Below are 21937 nucleotides of genomic sequence, written 5' to 3'. Positions count from 1 at the left end.
ATAATGTTTATCATTAACCTTTAACTATTGTTATGTTATAACATATTAAAATCAACCATATTCATTTCAATCAGCGCGTCACTGCCGTTGAAGTGAGGCTTTTTAATACGGGGATACAGAAATGATGTCAGGCGACCTCCACCAGAAAATCTGTGCCGATATTGCACCCTTTATCACTGGCGGAATGCCGGAACCTCTTCCTGATAATGTTGATCTGATTGGTTTGGGGCTTGATTCACTGGCGATAATGAAACTGGCGGCGATGTGGCGACGTCAGGGCTACGATGTCTCTTTCGCCCGTCTTATCGCCCAGCCGCGTTTTGATGCCTGGCTGTCGTTATTCTCTGGACCGACGACAGCGACAGACAAGGATAAAACCCTCTCGGTCAATGCTGAGCAAGAGTCGGAACCCTTTCCACTGGCGCTGATGCAACACGCCTATTGGGTGGGACGTGACAGCAGCCAGCACCTCGGGGGGGTAGCTGCTCATTTCTATCATGAGTTTGATGTCGCACACATCGACAGCGCGCGCCTTGAAAAAGCGGTACGGCAGCTTATTGCGCGTCACGGCATGTTGCGTGTGGCCGTCCTGGATGAAGGACAGCAACAGATCCTGCCGCACTCGGGCTGGAATGGTTTGAAAGAGTATGATCTGCGCCATGAAAAGGCCGAAACCGCCACGCTGCGCCTTGAGGCCATCCGTGCGGCATTGTCACACCGCCAGCTTAACATTCAGCAGGGCGAGGTCTTTGATGTGCGTATGACGCATAAACCCGACGCACTCGGCGGTGGCGCACGTCTGCACATTAATCTCGATATGATCGCCGCGGACGCTATGAGTCTGCGTATATTGTTAGACGATCTCGCCTCTTTCTATCTTGAACCTCAGCAGCCACTGTCGCCTCCTGGCCTCTCCTGGCGACACTATCAACAACTGCGCAATGTGTGGCTTCAGGAACCCACACAGCAGCAACGCTATGAAACGGACAAGCAGTGGTGGCTGGCACGACTAGATGATCTCCCCGGCGCACCGGTTCTGCCCGCGGTGGGGCTGAATGAAGAGACAGCAAAACAGAAGGTGGTACGCCGCCATCGCTGGTTTGATGCCGAAGCACGAATGCAACTTGGAGCGAAAGCCCGTCAGTATCATCTGACGCTGCCGATGATGATTGCAGCCGTATTTGCTGAAGTGCTGAGCCAGTTCAGCGATGAAGAAGATTTTATTCTCAACCTGCCTCTGTTTAACCGTGAACCCTTGCATCCGGATGTCTCGTCGCTGGTGGGGGACTTTACCTCTTCAGTGCTGCTGGCCTGGCATGGCACACAGGGCGGCACCTTCCTGGCGCGTGCGCAACGTCTGCAACAGCAGTTTCGTCAGGATGCGGCGCATGCTCATTTTTCTGGCGTTGAAGTGTTACGTGAAGCATCGCGTTTACGCGGTCAGGCGCAGTTCGCACCGGTCGTCTTTACCAGCGCAATTGGTCTGGGAGAGTTATTTAGCGACCGCGTGCAACAGGCACTGGGACAACCCGGCTGGATTGTTTCCCAGGGGCCGCAAGTCTGGCTGGACGCTCAGATCACCGAGTTAAACCATGGCCTTCTGGTTAACTGGGATGCACGAGAAGCCACTTTTCCGGCTGGCATTCTTGATTTGATGTTCGGTCAGTTTATCAACCTGCTGGATGCGCTGATGGAAAAGGACGAAGTCTGGCAGCAACCCATTGATACCGTGTTACCACCATTGCAACAGACAGTGCGTCAGCAGGCCAATGCCACTGAAGCACCGCTGCCGCAGGAATGTCTGCACAGCGCCTTTTTCCGTATGGCAAAACAGCAGCCGACGGCTCTTGCGCTGGCAAGTGGACAGAAAACGCTCAGCTACGGTGACGTTTCCCGCTATGCGCGTGCGCTGGCAGCCCACCTTTCTGCTCAGGGGGTAAAAACGGGCGATCTGGTCGCTATTGCCTTGCCGAAAGGGCCAGAACAAATCATTGCGGTACTGGGGGTGCTTGCCTGTGGGGCGGCTTGGTTGCCGCTTAATCATCAACAACCAGAAAACCGAATCAAAACAATCTTAAGCACTGCCAGCGTCAAACACGTTATCGACCATCTTCCTGAGCCTGACCAGTTGCCACCACCCGCCACGGTGGTGCAGGGCAATAATCAGCAACTGGCTTATGTGATCTACACCTCTGGCTCGACCGGGACGCCAAAAGGGGTTGAAATCAGCCACCTTGCGGCGAAAAACACCATAGATGATCTCAACCGGCGTTATCCGCTGGGAAACCGGTTGCGCACGCTGGCGGTGTCGGCGCTGAGTTTCGACCTGGCGGTGTACGATATTTTCGCACCGCTGACGGTGGGCGGCGCGGTGATCTGCATTGACGATGAGAGCAGGCGCGATGCACAACGCTGGGTAGCGCTAATACGCCAGCATCAGGTTACCGTGTTGAATGCCGTACCGGCCATTGCCGAAATGATATTTACCAGCGCCGCAGCCGACAGCCTGGTGCTGCCGCTGGAGCTAGTGTTGCTGGGCGGCGACTGGGTGCCGCTCGATCTGCCGCGAAAGCTCCACCGGGTCGCGCCTTTATGTCGCTGTATTGCGCTCGGCGGCACCACCGAAACGGCAATTCACTCGACGGTTCAGGAAATCACGCAGGTGCCCGCCGCGTGGCGTTCGGTGCCTTATGGCTATCCGCTGGGTAATGTGCGCTGCCGCGTGGTAGATAGCCTGGGCCGCGACCGCAGTGACTGGGTGAGCGGCGAACTGTGGATTGGCGGCGCAGGGGTTGCGCTGGGCTATCGCCATGATGCCGAACGCACCGCCGATCGTTTTATTGTGCAACAGGGTGAACGCTGGTATCGCACCGGCGATTTAGCGCGTTACCACCCCGATGGTTCGCTTGAGTTTCTCGGACGACGAGACCATCAGGTGAAAATTCGCGGCTATCGCATCGAATTGGGGGAGATCGAATCCGCCCTGACTGCCCACCCTGATGTGGTACGCGGCGTGGTATTGCTTGACGACGATCGCCGTTTGGCGGCGGTGTTCACGACTCAAAATGGCGCGCTAGAGACTGCATCGCTACGTCAGCATCTGCAACGCTATTTGCCTCAGGAGATGGTGCCTGAACGGCTGGTGGCGCTGCCTGAACTTCCGCTGAGCAGCAACGGCAAGATTGATCGTAACGCGTTGCAGCAATTAGTTGCGGCTCAGTTGCCCCAGCCTGAATCGTCAGAAGGCATTCAGCTTACTGGCGTGGAACGCCAGGTTGCGGCGGTGTGGCAGACGATGTTGGGCAAAGCTGTGCGTCGGCACGACAATTTCTTTACCGTCGGTGGCGATTCATTGCTGGCGACCCGCGCAATAGCAGAATTACGCCGTCAGGGATTCAGCGATGTCACCCTGTCGCAACTCTTTACCCATCCGGAGCTCAGCGCCTTCTGTCAGACCTTGCACAGCAGAAAAGAGGTGAGCGAACCTCAGCTGCTCATCCATGATGCCGCAGGCCGTTACGCTAGCTTCCCGCTCAGCGATGTTCAACAGGCCTACCTGTTTGGTCGTGAGAGTGAATTTGCCCTCGGCGGCATCGGCTGCACCTTCTATCGGGAATTCGAGGTTGAGACTCTGGATGTGGCGAAGCTTGAAAACGCCGTTAATCAACTTGTCGCCCGCCATGACATGTTACGTGCCCGTTTTGTTGATGGGATGCAGCAGGTACAAAAACAGGTGCCGTACTATCATTTGCCATTATTCGCCGATCGAGCCGCAGACAATGTGGCATTACAGCGTGAAGCCTTCGCCTCTTACAGCTTCGATCCGCAACGCTGGCCTCTGTTCAGCGTTAGCATGGCGCAACATTCTGAGGGCAACCGCGTTGCTATCGCGATTGATAACCTGATTCTGGATGCGTTAAGCATTCTGCTCTTTTATCAGGAGCTGGATGCGCTTTATCAGCAGCAAAATTTACCTCATCCCCCAGCAATTCAGTTCCGCGATGCGTTGCTGGCGCGTCAGCCACAAGCGGAAGAACAGAACGAGGCCAGGTCATGGTGGCAGGCGCGACTCGCGCAACTGCCCCTGGCACCGCAGTTACCGCTGGCCTGCTCGCCTGAATCAGTGGGTCGGCCACGCTTTACCCGCCGCGAATACTGGCTGGATGCAGAGCGCTGGCAGCAACTCCAGCAAAAAGCTCGTCAGCAAGGCGTCACTCCCTCAGCAGTGATGCTCAACGCCTTCGCCACGGTTCTACGCCGCTGGAGCCATCAACCCGACTTCACACTGAATTTGACCCTGTTTGATCGCCCGGAAGGCGTCGCCGACATTGCGCGGGTTATGGGGGACTTCACTTCGCTTGTATTGGTGCCGTGTCGCCACAGCGCAGGTGGCTGGCTGGAGGAGGTTCGCCATGTGCAGGCTGATATGTGGGGTGCATTAGATCATCGATCCCTCTCGGCAGTCGAAGTATTACGCGATCTGGCGCGTCTGCATCAGGAACCCGAACTGATCATGCCGGTGGTCTTCACCAGTGCTCTGGGATTAACACAGCAGCATGAGACGGGGCTCTTTGGTCAGGCGGTCTACGGTCTGTCTCAGACGCCGCAGGTCTGGCTGGATCATCAGGTCACAGAGCAGGAAGGCGGCATTTCGCTGGTTTGGGATGCGGTAGAAGCCTTGTTCCCGACGGGGTTACTGGATGCGATGTTCAGCGCCTATCAGCAATTGCTGGATCACCTCTGCCGCCAAAACTGGCAACAGGCGCTTCCCGATCTTTTACCTCCCACGCAACAGCAAGTACGCGAGTCAATCACCCGCGTCGCGCATCAACCTGTGCCCCCGGAGACCTTGCATCACGCCTTTTTCCGCCTGGCAAAACAGTCACCGCAGCGGCTTGCGCTGATCGGAGAGCAGAACGCACAGCCTTACCAATTCACTTACGGAGAGCTAGCGGAGGAAGCGCTGAAACTGGCGCGCTGGCTGCACCTGCAGGGAACGAAGCCAGGCGACCGTATTGCGATATCGCTGCCGAAAGGGCCGCAACAGGTGGTTGCGGTACTGGCTACGCTGGCATGCGGAGCCAGTTGGGTGCCGATTGGCATTGATCAGCCCCCGGCGCGTAAAGCAGCGATTTTGCGGCGCGCCAAGGTGCGGCTGATGCTCGATCAGCCGCACACCCTGTACGGGCCAGAGGCGGTGCAGAAGACACTCGCGGCGTTACCCAATCCCGCAGAGGTTAATGCCCAACAGTTGGCCTATACCATTTTCACCTCTGGCTCCACGGGTGAACCGAAAGGGGTGGAGATGACGCACGCCGCTACTCACAACACCCTGTTGGATATCATACAGCGCCTTGCGTTACAGCCCGACGATCGTGTTCTGGCGCTCTCCGCGTTGGACTTTGATCTCTCGGTCTTCGACCTGTTTGCGCCGCTCAGTTGTGGTGCCGCGCTGGTAATGGTTGATGAAGTTTACCGCCGCGATGCGGCGCACTGGCTGAGCCTGATGCAACAACACCGCGTAACAGTCTGGAACGCCGTACCGGCTCTGCTGGAAATGCTCCTTACCGCTACGCGCGACGTCACGCTGCCTTCGTTGCGTGCGGCACTGGTTTCCGGCGACTGGATCCCGCTATCCCTGCCTGAGCGGTTGCAGCGCAGCGCGCCGGGCTGCCAATTTCTGGCCCTCGGCGGTGCGACTGAAGCGGCAATCTGGTCAAACATTTTTCCGGTCTCGACCGTTGATCCCGAATGGCGCTCAATTCCCTATGGCTACCCACTAAATAATCAATGCTGGCGCGTTGTCAACGCAGCCGATCAGGATTGTCCGGACTGGGTAGAAGGCGAACTGCTTATTGGTGGTGCCGGGCTGGCGCGCGGCTATCTCGGCGATGACGCCATGACCGAAGCCCGTTTTCCGTGGTTTGAGGGAGCGCGCTGGTATCGCACTGGTGATCGGGGACGCTACTGGCCGGACGGTACACTGGAATTTCTGGGGCGACTCGACAGCCAGATGAAACTGCGCGGACACCGCATTGAAGCAGGAGAAGTTGAGCAGGCATTGCAATCGTTAAGCGGTGTCGATAAGGCCGTGGTTTCTCTATGGCATGACGGGATTACACAGCACTTAATGGCCGCGGTTGCGCCACTAACACCGGCGGATGTGAAGCAATCTCAGGCATTCCAGGCCGATGCAGCCGGACGCGCGGCGCTTGAGTACGAATCCGCGATTACAGAACACATTTTCATTGAACTCCTGCAATTGCCCGCTGAAGCAGAAGCCGTCTGGCAGCCTGAGGCAATGCAACCTGATGAAACCGGCAGGCGTATCCTCAAACTGTGGCTGGCATGGCTCAACCAGCGAGGATGGCTGCGACAGGAAAATGCAGCCTGGCTCACGACAGAAAAACTGGCCTCCGCTCGGCATCGTCTGGTATCTGCCACGCCGACGGTGCAGGAAGCAAGAACGCGTTACAACGACTGGCGAGCTATGTTGCGCGGAGAACAGGATAGCACCGCCTTGTTGAATGACCCGTTGTTCAGCCCGGCTAGTTTATCTGCCGCTGACGAAGAGACGCGACGCTGGCTGTCAACTCTGGCGCTGCACATCCAGAATCTTTATCAGCAGCGGGGCCACCCGATACGCATCGTGGAGATGAACGCCGCTGGAGGACAACACAGTGCTGCATTGCTGGCGCGACTACCTCAGGGAAGCGTGCATTACACCTTGCTGGAGCCCTCGCCGCTGGCGCTGGACCAGGCGCGTCGTACGCTGGAGGACAGTGGTCAGCAGGTCGATTTCATGTTCCTCAATGAACTTGCTCTGCCGCAAGCCTTACCCGGCTGTGCGGATATCGTACTGGCCGCTAACGCGCTGCACCGTTTCGTCGACCCACTACATGGCCTGATCGCCGCACGCCAGTTACTGCATTCACAGGGTGAGCTATGGATGATGGAACGTCAGTGCCTGACGCCGCTGGCGATGCTCAGTGCCGGGCTACTGGCTGGGGGCTATGGTGATAGCGGTGTTGCACCACTGTGTACCGGCGAGGTGTGGCAACAGCGCGCACTGAACTGCGGGTTCAAGCTGGTTAAGCGCGAAGGAGGACTGGCCGCCATCCTGACGCTCAAGAGTGAATCAACCTTATCGATGCCTGTAGACTGGTCAGACAAGCTGGCGGAACAACTGCCGAAAGCCATGCTGCCAGAACGTTTGTTGTTACTGACGCATCTGCCGCTGACCGCGAATGGCAAAGTGGATCGCAAGTGTTTGCAGGCCCTATATGACAATCTGCCAAAACAGGCGCAACAACAAGAGACGTTGACAGAAACCGAAGCCCGTCTGGCACAGTTGTGGCGCGCGTTGCTCGGAAGCTCTTCTGCACCAGGGCGTCAGCAGAGCTTCTTTGCGCTGGGAGGAGATAGCCTGTTAGCCACGCGCTTAATTAATGCGATACGCGATGAATTCGCTGTTGAGATGGCACTTCGCAAAATCTTTAACGCGCCCGAACTTGAAACGATGGCGAGCGCGATTGAGACGCTACAGAGTGAATCTGCCGTCATGGAAGGAGGTGCGCTGTGATTGGCATTCTCGGTGGATTTGGTGCAACAGGCCGTGAAGTCACGCGCCTTCTCTGGCTGGCAGGGGAAAGATTAATACGTGCGGGTAGCCGCAATCCGCAACCTTCGCCCTGGGCGCAAAGCTGCTTTGTGGATGTCAACGACCCACATAGTCTGATGAACTTTGCCCGCGGCTGTCGCCTGATCGTCAATTGCGCGGCACCTTCGGTTCGGTTATCGCAACAGGTCGCAAACCGGCTGTATTTGGCCGGAATTCAGTTGGTGGACGCGGGCGGTATTGACTGCCCGGCGCAACTGCCGCAACCAGCGGGGAAACCTGCAAGCAGTGCGTTATTTGCTGCGGGAGCCCTGCCAGGCTTGTCGGGCATTCTGCCTGCCTGGCTGGCGGGAAAAGTCGAACAGGTTTCCTCATTACAGTGCTGGTTTGGCGTGTTTGACCGCTTTACCCCAGGCGGAGCAGAAGACTATCTGGATGGCGTGTTGCGTGCCTCTGACGCAACGGCAACGTTCCAGCGGCGTCAGTCTGACGTCACACTGCCGTTCTTCCCGCGACTGTTACAACTACAGCCCTATGAGGACGAGGAATCGCGCCTTGTTCAGATGCGAACCGGCGTACAGCAGAGCCGCTGCTGCCTGGCGCTGGATGGTAAGCACCTGGCCCGCGCGCTAGAGTCAGCGCGCGCTCTGCCTCAAACGGATGCAATAAACAGCGTCGTGCAGGGCTCTGCGCTGGACGTCGCAGGCCGTCAGCCCTGGGTCACGTTTTTAATCCAGGCCGACGGGATCAGCAACGGAAACCGAATTAGCCAGACACTGCTGCTGAAAGCCGAAAACATTGCCCAGCTGACGGCCGCCTGTGCCGCAACCAGCGCCAGATGGCTACTGCAACAGTCTGCACCGGTGGTCGGGCTGGCAGCGGAATGTATCGACAGTACCACCTTCATGCCACTTTTCACGCGTGAACAGACCGGCATTGATATTGAGCTGTTTGACGTTGGCGTTGAACAACTGCGTGAAATGAGTGGAGGTGCGCTATGAGTCAGATGCCGTTAAAGGTGCTGGTCTGTGGCTCCACCTTCGGCCAGTTCTGGTTGGCTGCGCTAAAACGTTATCCACAGCGATTTACTGTGGTTGGACTTCTGGCAAGCGGCAGCCCCCGCAGCCGGGATTGCGCACAACGCAATAACATTCCGTTATTCACCGATCCTGCTCAACTCCCTGACAATATTGATCTCGCCTGTGTGGTGCTGCGTGCGACGGTGATGGGCGGTATGGGCAGTGAGCTGGCGCATTTTCTGATGGCGAAGGGAATCCACGTCATTCAGGAGCAGCCAATGCATCATGATGAAGTGGTGGCTAACCTGCGCATTGCGAGACAACACGGGGTGCATTATCGGATAGGCAATCTCTATCCCCATCTGCCAGCGGTACAGCAGTTCAGCCAAGCTGCTCAGCACCTGTTACGTCGCCAGACACCGCAGTTTATCGATGCGGCCTGCGCCAGTCAGGTCGCGTTTCCACTGATTTCTATGCTGACAGCGGCGTTGGGCGCGCCACGACCCTGGCATTTTACGGCACAGCCGCTATTGCCGGATGCACCGTTCCAGCTTGTAACAGGTGTAATTGCCGGTATTCCTTTAACGCTGAAAGTGCATAATGAGGTCGATCCCCAAGACCCGGATAACCACTTCCAACTACTGCATCAAATATGCCTTGGCTTTCCCGCAGGTCGTTTGTCGCTGACGGACACCCACGGCCCTGTGATGTGGCAGCCACGTCTGCATATTCCGGATGCGGTAAAACGCGATCATGATTTCAGCAGCCCGCAGTCGGCACATTTGATGGAAGAAACCAGCGCGATACTGGGCGATGTGCAGAGCGAAAGTTGGCGCACGACGCTGGCGGATCGCTGGCCCTGCGCCATTGCTCAAGATCTCCTGGCGATAGCAGAGAGTATCCAGCAGCCAGAAACCGCGCGCTGGAGTCCGCAGTTACTGTTAACCCAGTGCCAGATGTGGCAGGCCCTGACCAAACAGCTGGGCTATCCGCGGTTGAAACCCGATCAACAGTTTCAGCCACTGGCGCGGACGTTATTGCCTGCTACCGTCGGGCAAAGCCGCATTGCCCCCCAGACACAGGCATTTATGCAACGCGCAGAGGCGTTGCTGCACGAAATTAGCGCCAGTGAGGTGAATGACTTCGTTACGCGTATGGATGAGGCCTGTCTGAATGCGATGCTTTACAGCCTGCAACAAGGTGGTGTGCTGCTTCAGTCTGAGCAGGGCAGCGATCTATCCGCGCTTCTGCAACGGTTGCAGGTAGCTGATGCACATCATGCCTTGATTGAGCGTTGGCTTACCCTGTTGGCAGATGCCGGCTGGATCGATAAGCGCGGGGTGCACTATTTTACCCGCCGGGTAATCAGCCAGCCCACGCTGCAACAGAGTTGGCAGGCCGTCCATGCGGTCTGGGATGACCAACTGGGTTCGCCGACCTTTATCGATTATTTGTGGCACAACGCGGAAAAACTGGGAGAGCTGATGCGTGGTGAGCAGCAGGCTTCATTGTTGCTGTTCCCGGAGGGGCGCAACGACATCGCTGATGCGGTTTACCGCCACACGATTACCGCGCGTTACCTGAATACGCTGATTGCCGACTGGATACTCAATCAACTGCGCACGCAGCAAAATCAGCTCAACGTGCTGGAGATTGGTGCTGGCACAGGCGCGACTACCGAGAGAGTCCGCGAATTACTGCATGACGTTTACGGTGACGCGGTTCCGTTAAAGTGGCTGTTTAGCGATCTCTCCCGCTTCTTTCTCGTCAATGCCCAACAGCGCTATGGCCATCTGCCCTGGCTTTCAACCACATTGATTGATATTGACCATCCTATTACGCAACAAGGCGTCGAGAAAGATTCACAAGATCTGCTGGTGATGGCGGGCGTTCTCAACAATGCCCGCAACAGCGAGCAGACGATTCGCTGGCTGGCGCAGGTGCTGCGACCCGGCGGCGTAATGCTGATTACTGAACCCACGCGTGAGCATCTGGAAATCCTCACTTCCCAGGCATTTATGATGCCGCCGCCGCAGGATGATCGGCAGCGCAGCGAACAACGTTTTCTTTCACCTGCGCAGTGGCAGGATCTGTTTCAGCGTGCAGGATTGCACTGTGAATTCTGCCTGCCAGCAGAAGATCATCTGCTGGCACCGCTCGGACAGCGCCTGTTTATCGTGCGGAGGCCCGTTGATGCTTAATTGCAGCCATATTCTCTGCAAAGTCGATAACCTGCGTGACGCGGTGGCACTTCTTGAGCAGGCGGGTTTTAGCGTGCAGTGGGGCGGCAAGCCGGAAAAAGCGCACAATGCGCTGGTGTGGTTTGAACAGGGGCCGTTTCTGGAGTTTTTTGAACTGCCGCGCGCCTTCCGCTGGCTGAGTTATCCTTTTGGCTGGCGCTTTGGTCGCGCCGCTGGAGAGCGCCTGAGGCACTGGGCGCTCGCCCCATCGGGCTGGTGCGATGTGGCGCTGGAGCCGCAACAGTATCAGCCTGCCGATCCGCTCAATCTGGATCGGGTCAGTGAGCATCTCAGGCAGCACACACTTGCCGGTTCGCGCCTTGTGAAAGGTCGCCGTATTTCCGCGAATGGAGAGCAAGTTCATTATCGCTTTATGGCACTGGCCGACCGGCATTTGCCTTTCATCGTATCGCACTACCATCCGCTGCAACGCCCGGCGCAGATCAACCATGCTAACGGTGCGCGGGGCGTAGCATGCGTTAACTTCCTTCTTCCTGCTGAGAGCCATACCTCGCTGCTACGGCTGCTGCCTACAGATGGCTGGCTCAATGCGCTAAGCAGCGATCGGCGTCAGGTCAGTAGCGTTACCCTCACGGGCTGGCAGGCGCTGCCGCAGACTTCTGATTTTATCCACTCCTTATTTACCGTGCCTCAGGAGGCGTGATGAGTGACATCTTTACCGCCTTACAGCAGTCGCTGCAGGGTGAACTTCTGCTGCCGCATCACGCGGAATACGAAAGCGCACGGCGGGTGCGCAATGCCCGCATCAATCACCGACCCGCAGCCATTGTGCGCTGCATGAATGTGCAGGATATCCAACGGGCACTACAGCTAGCTGCACAACAGAATCTGCCCGTGGCGCTGCGCGGCGGCGGGGCGCACGTGGCCGGATACGGCACTTGCCAGGATGGGTTGGTGCTCGACCTGTCGTTAATGAAACAGATTACGGTTGATCCGCTAACACGCCTCGCTCAGGTGGAGCCCGGCGTTACTTGGGGAGAGCTGGACGCGGCGACACAAACTCATGGGCTGGCGGTGCCAGGGCCACGTAATCCCACCATCGGCATCGCCGGCCATACTCTCGGCGGCGGCGTGGGCGATCTGTCGCGTCAGTTCGGGCTGACCAGCGATAACCTGCTGAGTTGCGAACTGGTGAATGTTGCAGGCGACGTGTTTGAGGTTGATGCCACCCGCGATCCTGAGTTGTTCTGGGGTATACGCGGTGGGGGCGGCAATTTTGGCGTGGTATCGCGCTTTACCTTTCAGCTTCATCCGGTGGATAGCGTGGTAGCGGGCGCACTAGCCTGGCCTGCGGGTGATATCCCGCAAGTATTACGGCGGGCGCGAAGCTGGCTGGCACAGGCACCGGATCAGGCCTCCTTGATTGCGCTGGTCTGGACGGCTCCGCCGCTGCCATTCCTGCCGGAATCGCTCCATTTTGAGCGTAGCATCATGCTGATTCCCACCTGGTTTGGCGCGCCGGAAGCAGCAGCGTCGGTGCTTGCGCCGCTCAAAGCAGGTGCGTTGTGCGACACAGTGCAACCGATGTGCTATGTCGATTATCAGCGTTTGCTCCCTTCAGCTCCCAACTACCAGCAACAGCACGTCTACAACCGGGGCGAAATGCTGCGCGAACTGGATGATGCCACGCTGGATGAGCTGCTGGCGTTGTTCGGGCGCTCAGGGCCGAATTTTTCCCTGGTATTTGGCGCACTGGGCGGCGCGATTGCACGCGCCCCCGGCGGGGAAACGGCTTTCGCTCATCGTGATGCCAACTGGTTTGTTGAGGTCTGCGCCCAATGGTATGGCGACGCAGACAACCCCGGCATGCTGGCACCCGCGATTGAAGCCTGGCAGCGGTTACAGGGGGTGAGCAGTGGCCCCTACGTCAATTTATTACCCGATGCAGAACCGCAGTGGGCGCAGGCCGCCTACGGTCGTAACTGGCAACGCCTCAGGGCGCTGAAGCAGCGGCTCGACCCGAAAAACCGTCTTTGTTTTAACGTCAATATTTCGCCTGCGTCGCACGATGCGACGACGCATGGCCCGGAGGATTTCGCATGACCGACCACGCTAACGCTTCTGAACTGATTCAACGCCTGCGCAGCCGTGGCGCGCAACTATGGGAAGAGCAGGGCAAGCTGAACTATCGCGCACCGCAAGGCGTGGTAACACCCGCCGATTTAGCCCTACTCAAGGTACAGAAAGCGCAGGTATTAGCGTTGTTGGCCGCCGAGCAGCAACAGCGCACACTAACCGCGGATGTAGCGTCACTCTATGAGCCTTTTCCGCTCAGTCAGGTGCAGGCGGCCTATCTGGTGGGGCGTAATCACGCCTTTGGTTACGGCGGTGTAGCCTGCCATGTCTACCTTGAGGTCAACTATCCGCCACTGGAACATGAGCGGGTGTGCGCAATCTGGAATGAACTGGTGGCACGCCACGATATGCTGCGCGCGGTATTCGACCAAAGCGGCAGCCAGCGCATTCTCCCCGAGGTGCCTGAGCTGACGATCCCCAAACGTGTCGGTGACGCTGATGGTGCAGAGAGATTGCTGGATGATGTCAAACTGCAGATGGGGCATCGTCAGTATCAGCCCGAAAACTGGCCGCTGTTCAGCCTGAACCTGTCGCAACTGCCTGAGCGCAGCGTGCTGCATCTTTCTATGGATTTTCTGATTGCCGATTGGGCAAGCATCTGGTTGCTGCTGGGTGAGTTTGAAGCGCGTTATCAGCAACCGGACCAGCCGCTGCCCACACTTAACATCACCTTCCGCGATTATCTGCTGGCGGAGCGGGGACAAGAGGAGTCCGCCGCCGCCAGGCGCGACCGTGAATGGTGGCAGGCGCGTATTCCACAGTTACCCGCCGCGCCGCAACTGCCGGTGCTGGATGCGCAGGATGAACCCGCTCACTTCACCCGACGTTTTCTGCAACTTGCGCCGGCACGCTGGCGTGCACTTAAACACCAGGCGGCACAGTGCGGCATCACGCCAACCGCGGCAGTATTAACCGCCTACGCCAGCGTGCTGCAACGCTGGTCAGCCAGCGATCATTTCTGCCTTAACTTGACGGTGCTTAATCGTCAACCGTTGCATGAGCAGGTTGATCGTCTGGTGGGCGACTTCACCTCTGTCAGTCTGTTGGAGATCGACCAACGCCAGCCTGGCCGCTGGGCCGAACGTGCCACGGCCATCAGTCAGCAACTGTATGATGACCTGGACCATCGTCTCTGTTCCGGCGTCGAGGTGATGCGTGATCTGTCGCGTGCGAAAGGGCGCGATTACGCGTTAATGCCGTATGTATTTACCAGCGCCATCGGGCTGGTGCCAGCGGAGTCGGAAAAGGCGGCCATGGGCAAACTGGATGGACGCGGCATCACTCAGACGCCACAAGTCTTTATTGACTGCCAGGCGATGGACAGCGCAGCCGGACTCCAGGTCAACTGGGATGTGCGCGAGGGTGTTTTCCCATCGGGCATGATCGACGATCTTTTCATCTGCTTCGAAAGCCTGCTAACGGAGATGGCAGAAGCCCCTGAGCTATGGCAGCAACCCGCGCAACTTGCCCTGCCACAGTGGCAGCGTGAACAGCGAGATCGAATTAATCATACCGACGCGCCTCTGCCGGAAGGAGGACTTCATCTGCCATTTTTTGCTCAGGTGCAGAAAACGCCTGATGCGCTGGCCGTGGCAGATACGGAACAGCAGCTCACTTATAGACAACTGGCTGATGCTGCATTAAAGATTGCCGGGCATCTGCAACAGTGCGGTGTAATACCCGGTGAGCGCGTTGCGATAACGCTGGAAAAAGGGGTGATGCAGGCGCAGGCGGTATTAGGCGCGATGGCGGCGGGAGCCGTCTGGATACCCCTTGATGTGACGCAACCGGTAGCGCGTCGTCAGCAGATTTTGAACGATGCGGCTGTCCGCTGGGTGCTTACCTCGGAGCGAGTGACAGAAACGGGCGTCTGTGACGAGCAGCGCATTAATATTGATGCACTTAAGCACAGTGAACCACTCGCCATTCCGCACCAGCCTCAGAATTCGGCGGCTGCCTATATTATTTATACCTCAGGATCCACCGGACAACCGAAAGGCGTTGTGATGGGGCACCAGGCGGCGCGAAATACCATTGAAGATACCAACCGTCGCTTTAGCGTCGGCGAAAACGACCGTGTTCTGGCATTGGCACAACTTGGTTTCGACTTAGCCATTTATGACCTGTTTGGCTTATTGAGTGCTGGCGGGGCAATTATCTATCCCGACGCAACGCGCGCCACCGATCCTTCACACTGGATCGATCGTATCGAAACCCAGCGCGTTACCTTGTGGAACAGCGTCCCGGCGCTGATGCAGATGCTGGAGAGCGCATTAACGCACCAACCCTTATCCCATTTAAGACTAGCTCTGCTTTCGGGTGATTGGATCCCACTTTCACTGCCAGAAACGCTGGCGCAGCGTTTGCCGCAGTTGCAACTTATTGCGCTCGGTGGCGCGACCGAAGCCGCTATCTGGTCTGTCTTCCATCGCTGGCAGGGGCGTGACGCCAGTTGGCGTAGCGTGCCTTACGGTTTGCCTCTGGCAAATCAGGGTTTTCGCGTACTGGATGAGAAGAGTGTCGACTGTCCGGTATGGGTGCCGGGTGATCTTTATATCAGCGGCGTGGGGCTGGCACAGGGTTACCTCAACGATGCGCAGAAAACAGCGCAGCATTTTATTACCCATCCGGCGGATGCTGAACGGCTTTACCGCACAGGTGACCGTGCCTGCTATTTGCCCAATGGAGAACTGGAGTTTCTCGGACGAGCGGACCATCAGCTAAAAATCAATGGTCACCGTATTGAGCCTGGTGAGATTGAAACGGCATTGAGCATGCAGTCTGGCGTGGATCAGGCCTGTGTTGTTCCGCACGGCGAGGGTAATCAGCGTCAGTTACTGGCGGTGGTGACCGCAAAACAGCAGCCCGTTATTGACGCCGATTATGGCCGTATCAACGATGATATTGACACGGCTACTGCTGCTCTTACTGCCTCGGTCAGCCAGCCGCAGGTTGAACGTGCGATGGCAGCGCTCGACAGCGCTGTTATTCATCGCCTGCACACAATCCTGCAACACTATGGCCTTTCCGGCGAACTGAACGAAGCAACGTTAAACCGCACCGCTATTCACCCCCGTTTCTTCTGGCTGGTTCGTCGCTGGCAAGCCTTGACGGCAAATGTGGAAAGCCTACCTGAGGTCAACTGGCAGCAGGTAGAAGCGTTGTGGCAGCCGCTACTGGATAGCCGCACCTTCCTTAACTATATCCACACGCATCTTGATAACCTCAGCGGGCTACTGGAAGGGCAAATCGACGCACAAAGCCTGTTGTTTCCGCAGGGAGAGCTGACCAACGTTCAGGCACTGTACCGCGAAAATGTGATGGCGAAGTATCTCAATAAGGCCGTCAGTACACTTATCGGTCAGATTGTGCAACAAAACCAAGGCAACACCCCGTTGCGGATTCTTGAAGTGGGTGCAGGTACAGGCGGCACCACAGAAGATGTGCTGGCAATGCTTGCGGACCGCGACATTAACTATCACTTCACCGATGTAGCGGCATTCTTTTTGCCAGAAGCCAAAGCACGTTTTGGCGACCGGGCGGGAATGCACTTTGGTCTGCTGAATATTGACGATGCGCCGCGTGCGCAAGGCTATCAGCCGGAAAGTTTCGATATCGTGCTGGCGGCGGGTGTGCTGGAAAATGCCCGTGACCAGAAGCTGGCTCTGGAACATATTCGCTTGCTTACGGCACCGCAGGGCTGGGTCATTCTGACTGAGCCGACGCGGGAGTGTCCGTGGATCATGGCAACACAAGCTTTTATGATGACGCCGCCAGAAGACGCCGGACGTCAGCAGACGAGTTATCTTGATGAGCAGGATTGGCAAACGTTGATGCAGTCAGTGAACTGCGATCCTGTTCTTTGCCTGCCGCAACAGGGGCACGTACTGGCACATCAGGGCTTTCATCTATTGGCACAGCAGATCAAACGCGACCGGTATCTGATTCGCCCAGAACAATTACATGACACCCTGAGTCAGACATTGCCGCGCTATATGCTGCCTGCGCAGATTCAGTGCGTGCCGACACTGCCTCTTACAGCAAACGGTAAAACCGATCGTAAGGCTGTCGCTAGTTGGTGGGTTGACACGACAGAAGGCGACAATCGTGTAACCGATCAGCAGGTGCAAGGGGATGCACTGGAGCAGTTGCTCAGCCAGCACTGGGCGGAAGCGCTCGGCGTCAGTCAGGTCGGGCTGGATCAGGATGTTTACAATCTTGGGGCGGACTCGCTGATCATGGCTCGTATGGCGGGCAAGCTGCGTAATGTGCTGGCCGAAGCACCGTGGGAAAAAGGGGATATTCCCTTTGATGCGCTGCTACGTCATATGCTGAACGGCCCGACAGTGCGCGCCTTAGCTCAGGCGATTCGCACTCAGCACACAGCGGTTCAAACTGAGCCAGTGGCAGACGACGTGAGCACACCTGCGCCAGAACAGGGCAGCTCCCCTGACAGTAACGGCATTCTTTTACCGGCTGGCGGCGGTACGCATGGGTCATTACGTGTAGTGTTCCATGCGGGTCTTGGCACCATGGACTGTTTTCGTCCGATGCTGGCCGAACTGGATAATGATCCGCTTGGCCCGGTGGTCGGGATTGTGATTGCCGACACGGCGCAATATTGCGCACTCCCGCCTGAGGAAGCCGTTGAGCGCATGGCAGATGATTATGCCCGCCGCCTGCTTGCCACCGGTCACAATCGCTTTCAGTTGATAGGCTACTGCCTGGGCGGATTGTTTGCCGTGGAAGTGGCGCGCCGTCTGAGTGAGAAGGGGGCAGAGATCGCCGACCTGGTGCTGATCAGCAGTCACCCGGTGCTGTTTAAGGTGGAAGATGATCTGATGATCGAATCCTTATTCATTCCGAATCTTCATATTTCACTGGCCGAGGCCGGATTTGGTGAGATAGAGGGTGACGCGCTGGTGGAAGGCTTTATGCAGGTCATCAGCGCACATCAGGGACGTATTCCTGCCGGCGCGCTGGCACAGCTACCCGGCATCCCAGGTCAGTTTTTCCAGATGCTACAAGCGTTGCCGATTGAAGAACGCTTCGCCCGCTATGTAGCAGGCGTTGAACGGGTGACGGGACAATCGATGCCGGTAGAGATGGCGCTAGGGCTGTTCCGGGTGTTTCGCCAGAGTTTCCATGCGGCGCATTTTACGCCAGATGTTTATGTCGGCGACATCCGCTTCCTGTTACCCAGTCAGGGATCAGGCTTTGCGCCTGGCATGGATGAAAATACCCTGAACTTCTGGCGTGAGGTCTGCCTGGGTGAGTTACAGGTAACGGCAATCAACGGCAATCACTTTAGCTGCATTGAGGCCTCAAACGCGCAGGATGTGGCGCGTCTTGTCAATGAGGGGCTGCAATGAAGCTTCTGGGTGAGTCCGGTAAATTAGTCGCGGACGTACCTGTTGTGGCGCGTGGTCTTAATCAGGCGCTGGTTTGCAGTAGCGTGGCAGGTCTGCTGAATGTCAGCGGGCTTGCCCTTCTGGCTTTGGCCGTTGCGCCGCTCCTGCACACACCTCGCTTACAGGAAATTACGCTACTGGCCCTTGCGGGCAGTGCTGTCGCCCTGCTGCTGGCGTTTATTTTTCGATTACAGGCCGAAACCCGTGCCCATGAAGCCAGTTACCAGCTTGAGGAGACGCTGCGGGGACGCTTGGTTGATCACTTGGGTCGCCTGCCGCTCGGTGCCGTTCAGGGATGGGGCAGCGGACGGCTGCGTAAAATTATTCAGGATGATGTGAAAGCTCTGCATGTTGCGGTCGCAGATGCGGTGCCTTTTATCGGCAGCAGCATGAGCCAACCGGTGGTAGCGCTACTTATTCTGGCGGTGGTGCAGTGGCGACTGGCGTTGGTTTCCTTAATGCTGTTACCGGCCAGCCTTCTCTGTATGAGGTTGATGGCGCGAGTAAATCCAGAACAACAGGCTAACTATAACCAGGCAAGCGAGGCGCTAAATGCGGGTGTAATTGAACTGGTGCAGGGCATGGCCGTGATGCGAACTTTCGATAACGGCAACGCAGGCTGGCAGCGGTTTAATACCCGGCTTAATCAGTTCACTCTGGCGGTCGGAGCCTGGATGGCCATCAGCAAAATGCCCTGGAAACTGAATCGACTGGTGGGCGGCGCATTGCCAACCGCCGCGCTACTGATGATCGCCGGTTATGTTCTCTATCAGGCCGATCAGGTCACGCTGACGCAATGGTTGCTGGCGCTGATGATCGGTACGCTGCCGGTAAAAGCACTGGATCCGTTGGCTTATCTGGCAAATTACCTGAATGATGCGACTGCGGCATCCGGGCGTATCTCCGAGATTCTGGCACAGCCGGTGCTGGCGGAGCCACAGCAGCCACGGCTTCCTCAGGGGCATGCTTTGAGCCTGAACCGGATCAGTTTCCGTTATCCCGGAACGGAGCGGTTCGCGCTACAGGATGTTTCACTGAGGCTGGAACCCGGCACGCACTGCGCCATAGTAGGTGCGTCAGGTTCGGGAAAGTCCACCCTCGCACGCCTGATTCCGCGTTTTTACGATGTCACCGAAGGCACAATAACCTTGGGCGAATGCGATATTCGCCAGATGCGCAGTGACGTGCTGCTGCAACAGATGGCGTTAGTGCTGCAGGAGCCTTTTTTAATCAGCGGTACGCTTGAGGACAATCTGCGTCTGGCGGCACCTGAAGCCAGTGCAGAGACACTGCAACGTGTGATGGAGGCGACGGGAGTAACAGAGATTGTTTCACTGTTACCGCAAGGATTGCAAACGCCTGTCAGCGAGCGCGGTAGCTCACTTTCCGGCGGTCAGCGACAACGTGTCACCCTGGCAAGGGCACTGCTGGCGGACGCACCTGTTGTGGTGATGGATGAAGCCACCTCTTATCTCGATGCACATAATGAGCAGCGTATCCAGCAGACGCTGGCGCAACTGGCACCAGACCGCATTGTGATTACGATTGCGCACCGCTTAAACACTGTGGTGGGTGCCAATGTGATCGTCATGATGCATGAAGGGCGGATTGTCGGCCAGGGACGCCACGACGATTTACTCAGCCACAGCCCTCACTATGCGCGCCTGTGGCAACATCACCAGCAGGCCAGCCAGTGGACGTTACAGCGCGAGGCTACTGCATAATGCGTATTTATCACATGATGATGGCGGTAGCGGGCGACTATGCCACGCCATTTCGTCGCACGCTGCGCTGTGCGTTTTTGGCGGCATTGCTTCAGGCGATGGGCTGGATAATCACGCTGCCATTATTTTCGCTGCTTTTAACTCCTGGCTCGTCACTGATGGGTAAGGCCAGTCACTGGCTGCTGCTGCTCTCCATTCTATTGGTGCTGGAAGGGGTGATTCGCTGGCGTGAAATGGCCTTTGCTTATGATTACTGGCACCGCGTGACGGAAGCACTGCGGATGAAGCTGGCTCAGCGTCTGCGTGCGATACCACTTGAGCAGTTGGCGCGGCGCAAAAGCGGCGATCTCGCCACTATTCTGGGCAACAATGTCGCCTTTGCAGCGACCGTGCTCTCGTCTCTGGCTACTCTGGCGATTCAGCTTGTGGTCGCTCCCTCTATCCTGTTGCTGCTTATTTTTACGCTTGACTGGCGTCTGGGCGCGGTGATGCTGATTGGTTGCCTGTTTGTCGCACCATTAATTATTCGGGTTCGGCTTAACGCCAGTCAGGAATTTCAGCATATAGACGAGGCGGATGCCGCTGCCAGCGCCGCCATTGTGGAGTATATCCAGGGGCAGGCGATGTTACGGGCCAGCGGCCGAACGGGGGAGCAGGCACCCGGTTTACGTGACGCTTTCGCCCGGCAGCACCAGGCACAGCATCAGACCGCCAGTACCGCCGGGCTGGTGGCGCAAGCTCAACTGCGGATTCAGCTCACGCTGGTGGCAAGCGTGGCGCTCGGCATCTGGCTAAGTGCCACTCAGCAATTGCCGCTCGCTTCTCTTTTCTGCTTAGTGATCCTGGCAGCACAGATGCTGGAACCACTGACGCTGGGGCTGTCGATGGTGCGGTTGTTTGAACTGGCTGATGCGGCCATGCAGCGTATCAACGCACTCCTGAACGAACCGCAGCAGGTAACACTGAACCCGCAACAGCAGCCGCAGCATTTTGCAATTGAACTGCAAGATGTCTCCTTTCACTACCAGCAACAGCAGACGCCAGCCGTAAAAAATCTTTCGCTGCATGTCCCGGAAAAATCTCTTACCGCCTTGGTGGGGCCTTCGGGTGGCGGAAAAACTACGCTTACGCGATTGATGAGTCGCTTTGCCGATCCCCAACAGGGCAGCATCACGATTGGGGGCGCGGAGTTACGCCATATCGCACCTGAACAGTTACTGAACCTGATTTCTGTGGTGTTTCAGGATGTCTGGCTGATGGACGATTCCCTGGCGAACAATATCGCGCTGGGCAAACCGGACGCATCGCGCGATGAGATCATCAGTGCCGCACGTAAGGCACATATCCACCATGTCATTGAGCGGTTACCTCTCGGCTACGAAACCCAGGTTGGAGAGGCGGGAAGTGCGCTTTCGGGTGGGGAGCGCCAACGCGTCGCTATTGCGCGCGCCATCCTAAAAGATGCGCCGGTCATCCTGTTGGATGAGCCAACCTCATCGCTGGACAGCGAATCGGAATATCAGGTTCAACGCGCGATTGATGTGTTGATCGCTGACAAGACGGTGGTAATTGTCGCCCATCGCTTATCCACCATTCGGGCTGCCGATCAGATTGCGGTTATCGAGGCCGGACGCTGCGTCGAGCGTGGCGATCATGCCGCCCTGATGGCACTTGAACAGGGACGCTATCGGGCAATGGTCGACGCGCAGCCACATATCGCTGGATGAAACGGTCGCAGGAGCCGTTACATGGATAGTGATTTCAAGGCCCTAATTGATATGTTATAACGTCACATAATAATATTTACACACAAAGGGAGTCGGCAAGG

8 protein-coding genes are annotated in these 21937 nt (G+C 57.2%); all 8 read left to right on the top strand.

From position 1 onward, the window contains the following. The first annotated feature begins 121 nt into the window (after positions 1–121). Genes ACX8ZY_RS23065 through ACX8ZY_RS23030 form a run of 8 tightly spaced genes read left to right on the top strand, consistent with a single transcriptional unit; the run spans position 122 to position 21836 of the window. Positions 122–7582 carry an amino acid adenylation domain-containing protein gene (locus ACX8ZY_RS23065; RefSeq protein WP_346530189.1) on the top strand — a complete coding sequence of 2487 codons (7461 nt, stop codon included), beginning with the start codon at positions 122–124 and terminating at the stop codon, positions 7580–7582. Beyond that, a complete protein-coding gene (locus ACX8ZY_RS23060) occupies positions 7579–8619 on the top strand; it encodes a hypothetical protein (RefSeq protein ID WP_346530192.1) in 1041 nt (346 codons plus the stop codon). Before ACX8ZY_RS23065 ends, ACX8ZY_RS23060 begins: the two co-directional genes overlap by 4 nt. Then, on the top strand, positions 8616–10838 hold the full coding sequence (locus tag ACX8ZY_RS23055) for a bifunctional Gfo/Idh/MocA family oxidoreductase/class I SAM-dependent methyltransferase (RefSeq protein ID WP_346530194.1): 2223 nt from the start codon (positions 8616–8618) through the stop codon (positions 10836–10838). Before ACX8ZY_RS23060 ends, ACX8ZY_RS23055 begins: the two co-directional genes overlap by 4 nt. Further along, on the top strand, positions 10831–11541 hold the full coding sequence (locus tag ACX8ZY_RS23050; protein ID WP_346530197.1) for a VOC family protein: 711 nt from the start codon (positions 10831–10833) through the stop codon (positions 11539–11541). The genes ACX8ZY_RS23055 and ACX8ZY_RS23050 overlap by 8 nt, the downstream gene beginning before the upstream one ends. Continuing rightward, positions 11541–12941 (top strand): FAD-binding oxidoreductase, encoded by a 1401-nt coding sequence (locus tag ACX8ZY_RS23045; RefSeq protein WP_346530199.1) that lies wholly within the window; start codon positions 11541–11543, stop codon positions 12939–12941. Before ACX8ZY_RS23050 ends, ACX8ZY_RS23045 begins: the two co-directional genes overlap by 1 nt. Beyond that, complete coding sequence (locus ACX8ZY_RS23040) at positions 12938–18346, top strand: amino acid adenylation domain-containing protein (RefSeq protein WP_459261390.1); 5409 nt, start codon at positions 12938–12940, stop codon at positions 18344–18346. The genes ACX8ZY_RS23045 and ACX8ZY_RS23040 overlap by 4 nt, the downstream gene beginning before the upstream one ends. Beyond that, on the top strand, positions 18343–20109 hold the full coding sequence (locus ACX8ZY_RS23035) for an ABC transporter ATP-binding protein (RefSeq protein WP_346530203.1): 1767 nt from the start codon (positions 18343–18345) through the stop codon (positions 20107–20109). The genes ACX8ZY_RS23040 and ACX8ZY_RS23035 overlap by 4 nt, the downstream gene beginning before the upstream one ends. Beyond that, complete coding sequence (locus ACX8ZY_RS23030) at positions 20109–21836, top strand: ABC transporter ATP-binding protein (protein WP_346530205.1); 1728 nt, start codon at positions 20109–20111, stop codon at positions 21834–21836. Before ACX8ZY_RS23035 ends, ACX8ZY_RS23030 begins: the two co-directional genes overlap by 1 nt. The last annotated feature ends 101 nt before the right edge of the window (positions 21837–21937 follow it).

The sequence above is a fragment of the Pantoea sp. XAF26B01_ASV70 genome (assembly GCF_054512635.1).
The sequence above is the reverse complement of the archived record's forward strand: the minus strand, read 5'-3'. Positions and strand labels throughout refer to the sequence as shown.

What these genes read in the sequence shown, in the direction of transcription:
- ACX8ZY_RS23065 (WP_346530189.1), top strand. Translation starts at nt 122, where the DNA reads ATGATGTCAGGCGACCTCCACCAGAAAATCTGTGCCGATATTGCACCC.
- ACX8ZY_RS23055 (WP_346530194.1), top strand. Translation starts at nt 8,616, where the DNA reads ATGAGTCAGATGCCGTTAAAGGTGCTGGTCTGTGGCTCCACCTTCGGC.
- ACX8ZY_RS23050 (WP_346530197.1), top strand. Translation starts at nt 10,831, where the DNA reads ATGCTTAATTGCAGCCATATTCTCTGCAAAGTCGATAACCTGCGTGAC.
- ACX8ZY_RS23045 (WP_346530199.1), top strand. Translation starts at nt 11,541, where the DNA reads ATGAGTGACATCTTTACCGCCTTACAGCAGTCGCTGCAGGGTGAACTT.
- ACX8ZY_RS23040 (WP_459261390.1), top strand. Translation starts at nt 12,938, where the DNA reads ATGACCGACCACGCTAACGCTTCTGAACTGATTCAACGCCTGCGCAGC.
- ACX8ZY_RS23035 (WP_346530203.1), top strand. Translation starts at nt 18,343, where the DNA reads ATGAAGCTTCTGGGTGAGTCCGGTAAATTAGTCGCGGACGTACCTGTT.
- ACX8ZY_RS23030 (WP_346530205.1), top strand. Translation starts at nt 20,109, where the DNA reads ATGCGTATTTATCACATGATGATGGCGGTAGCGGGCGACTATGCCACG.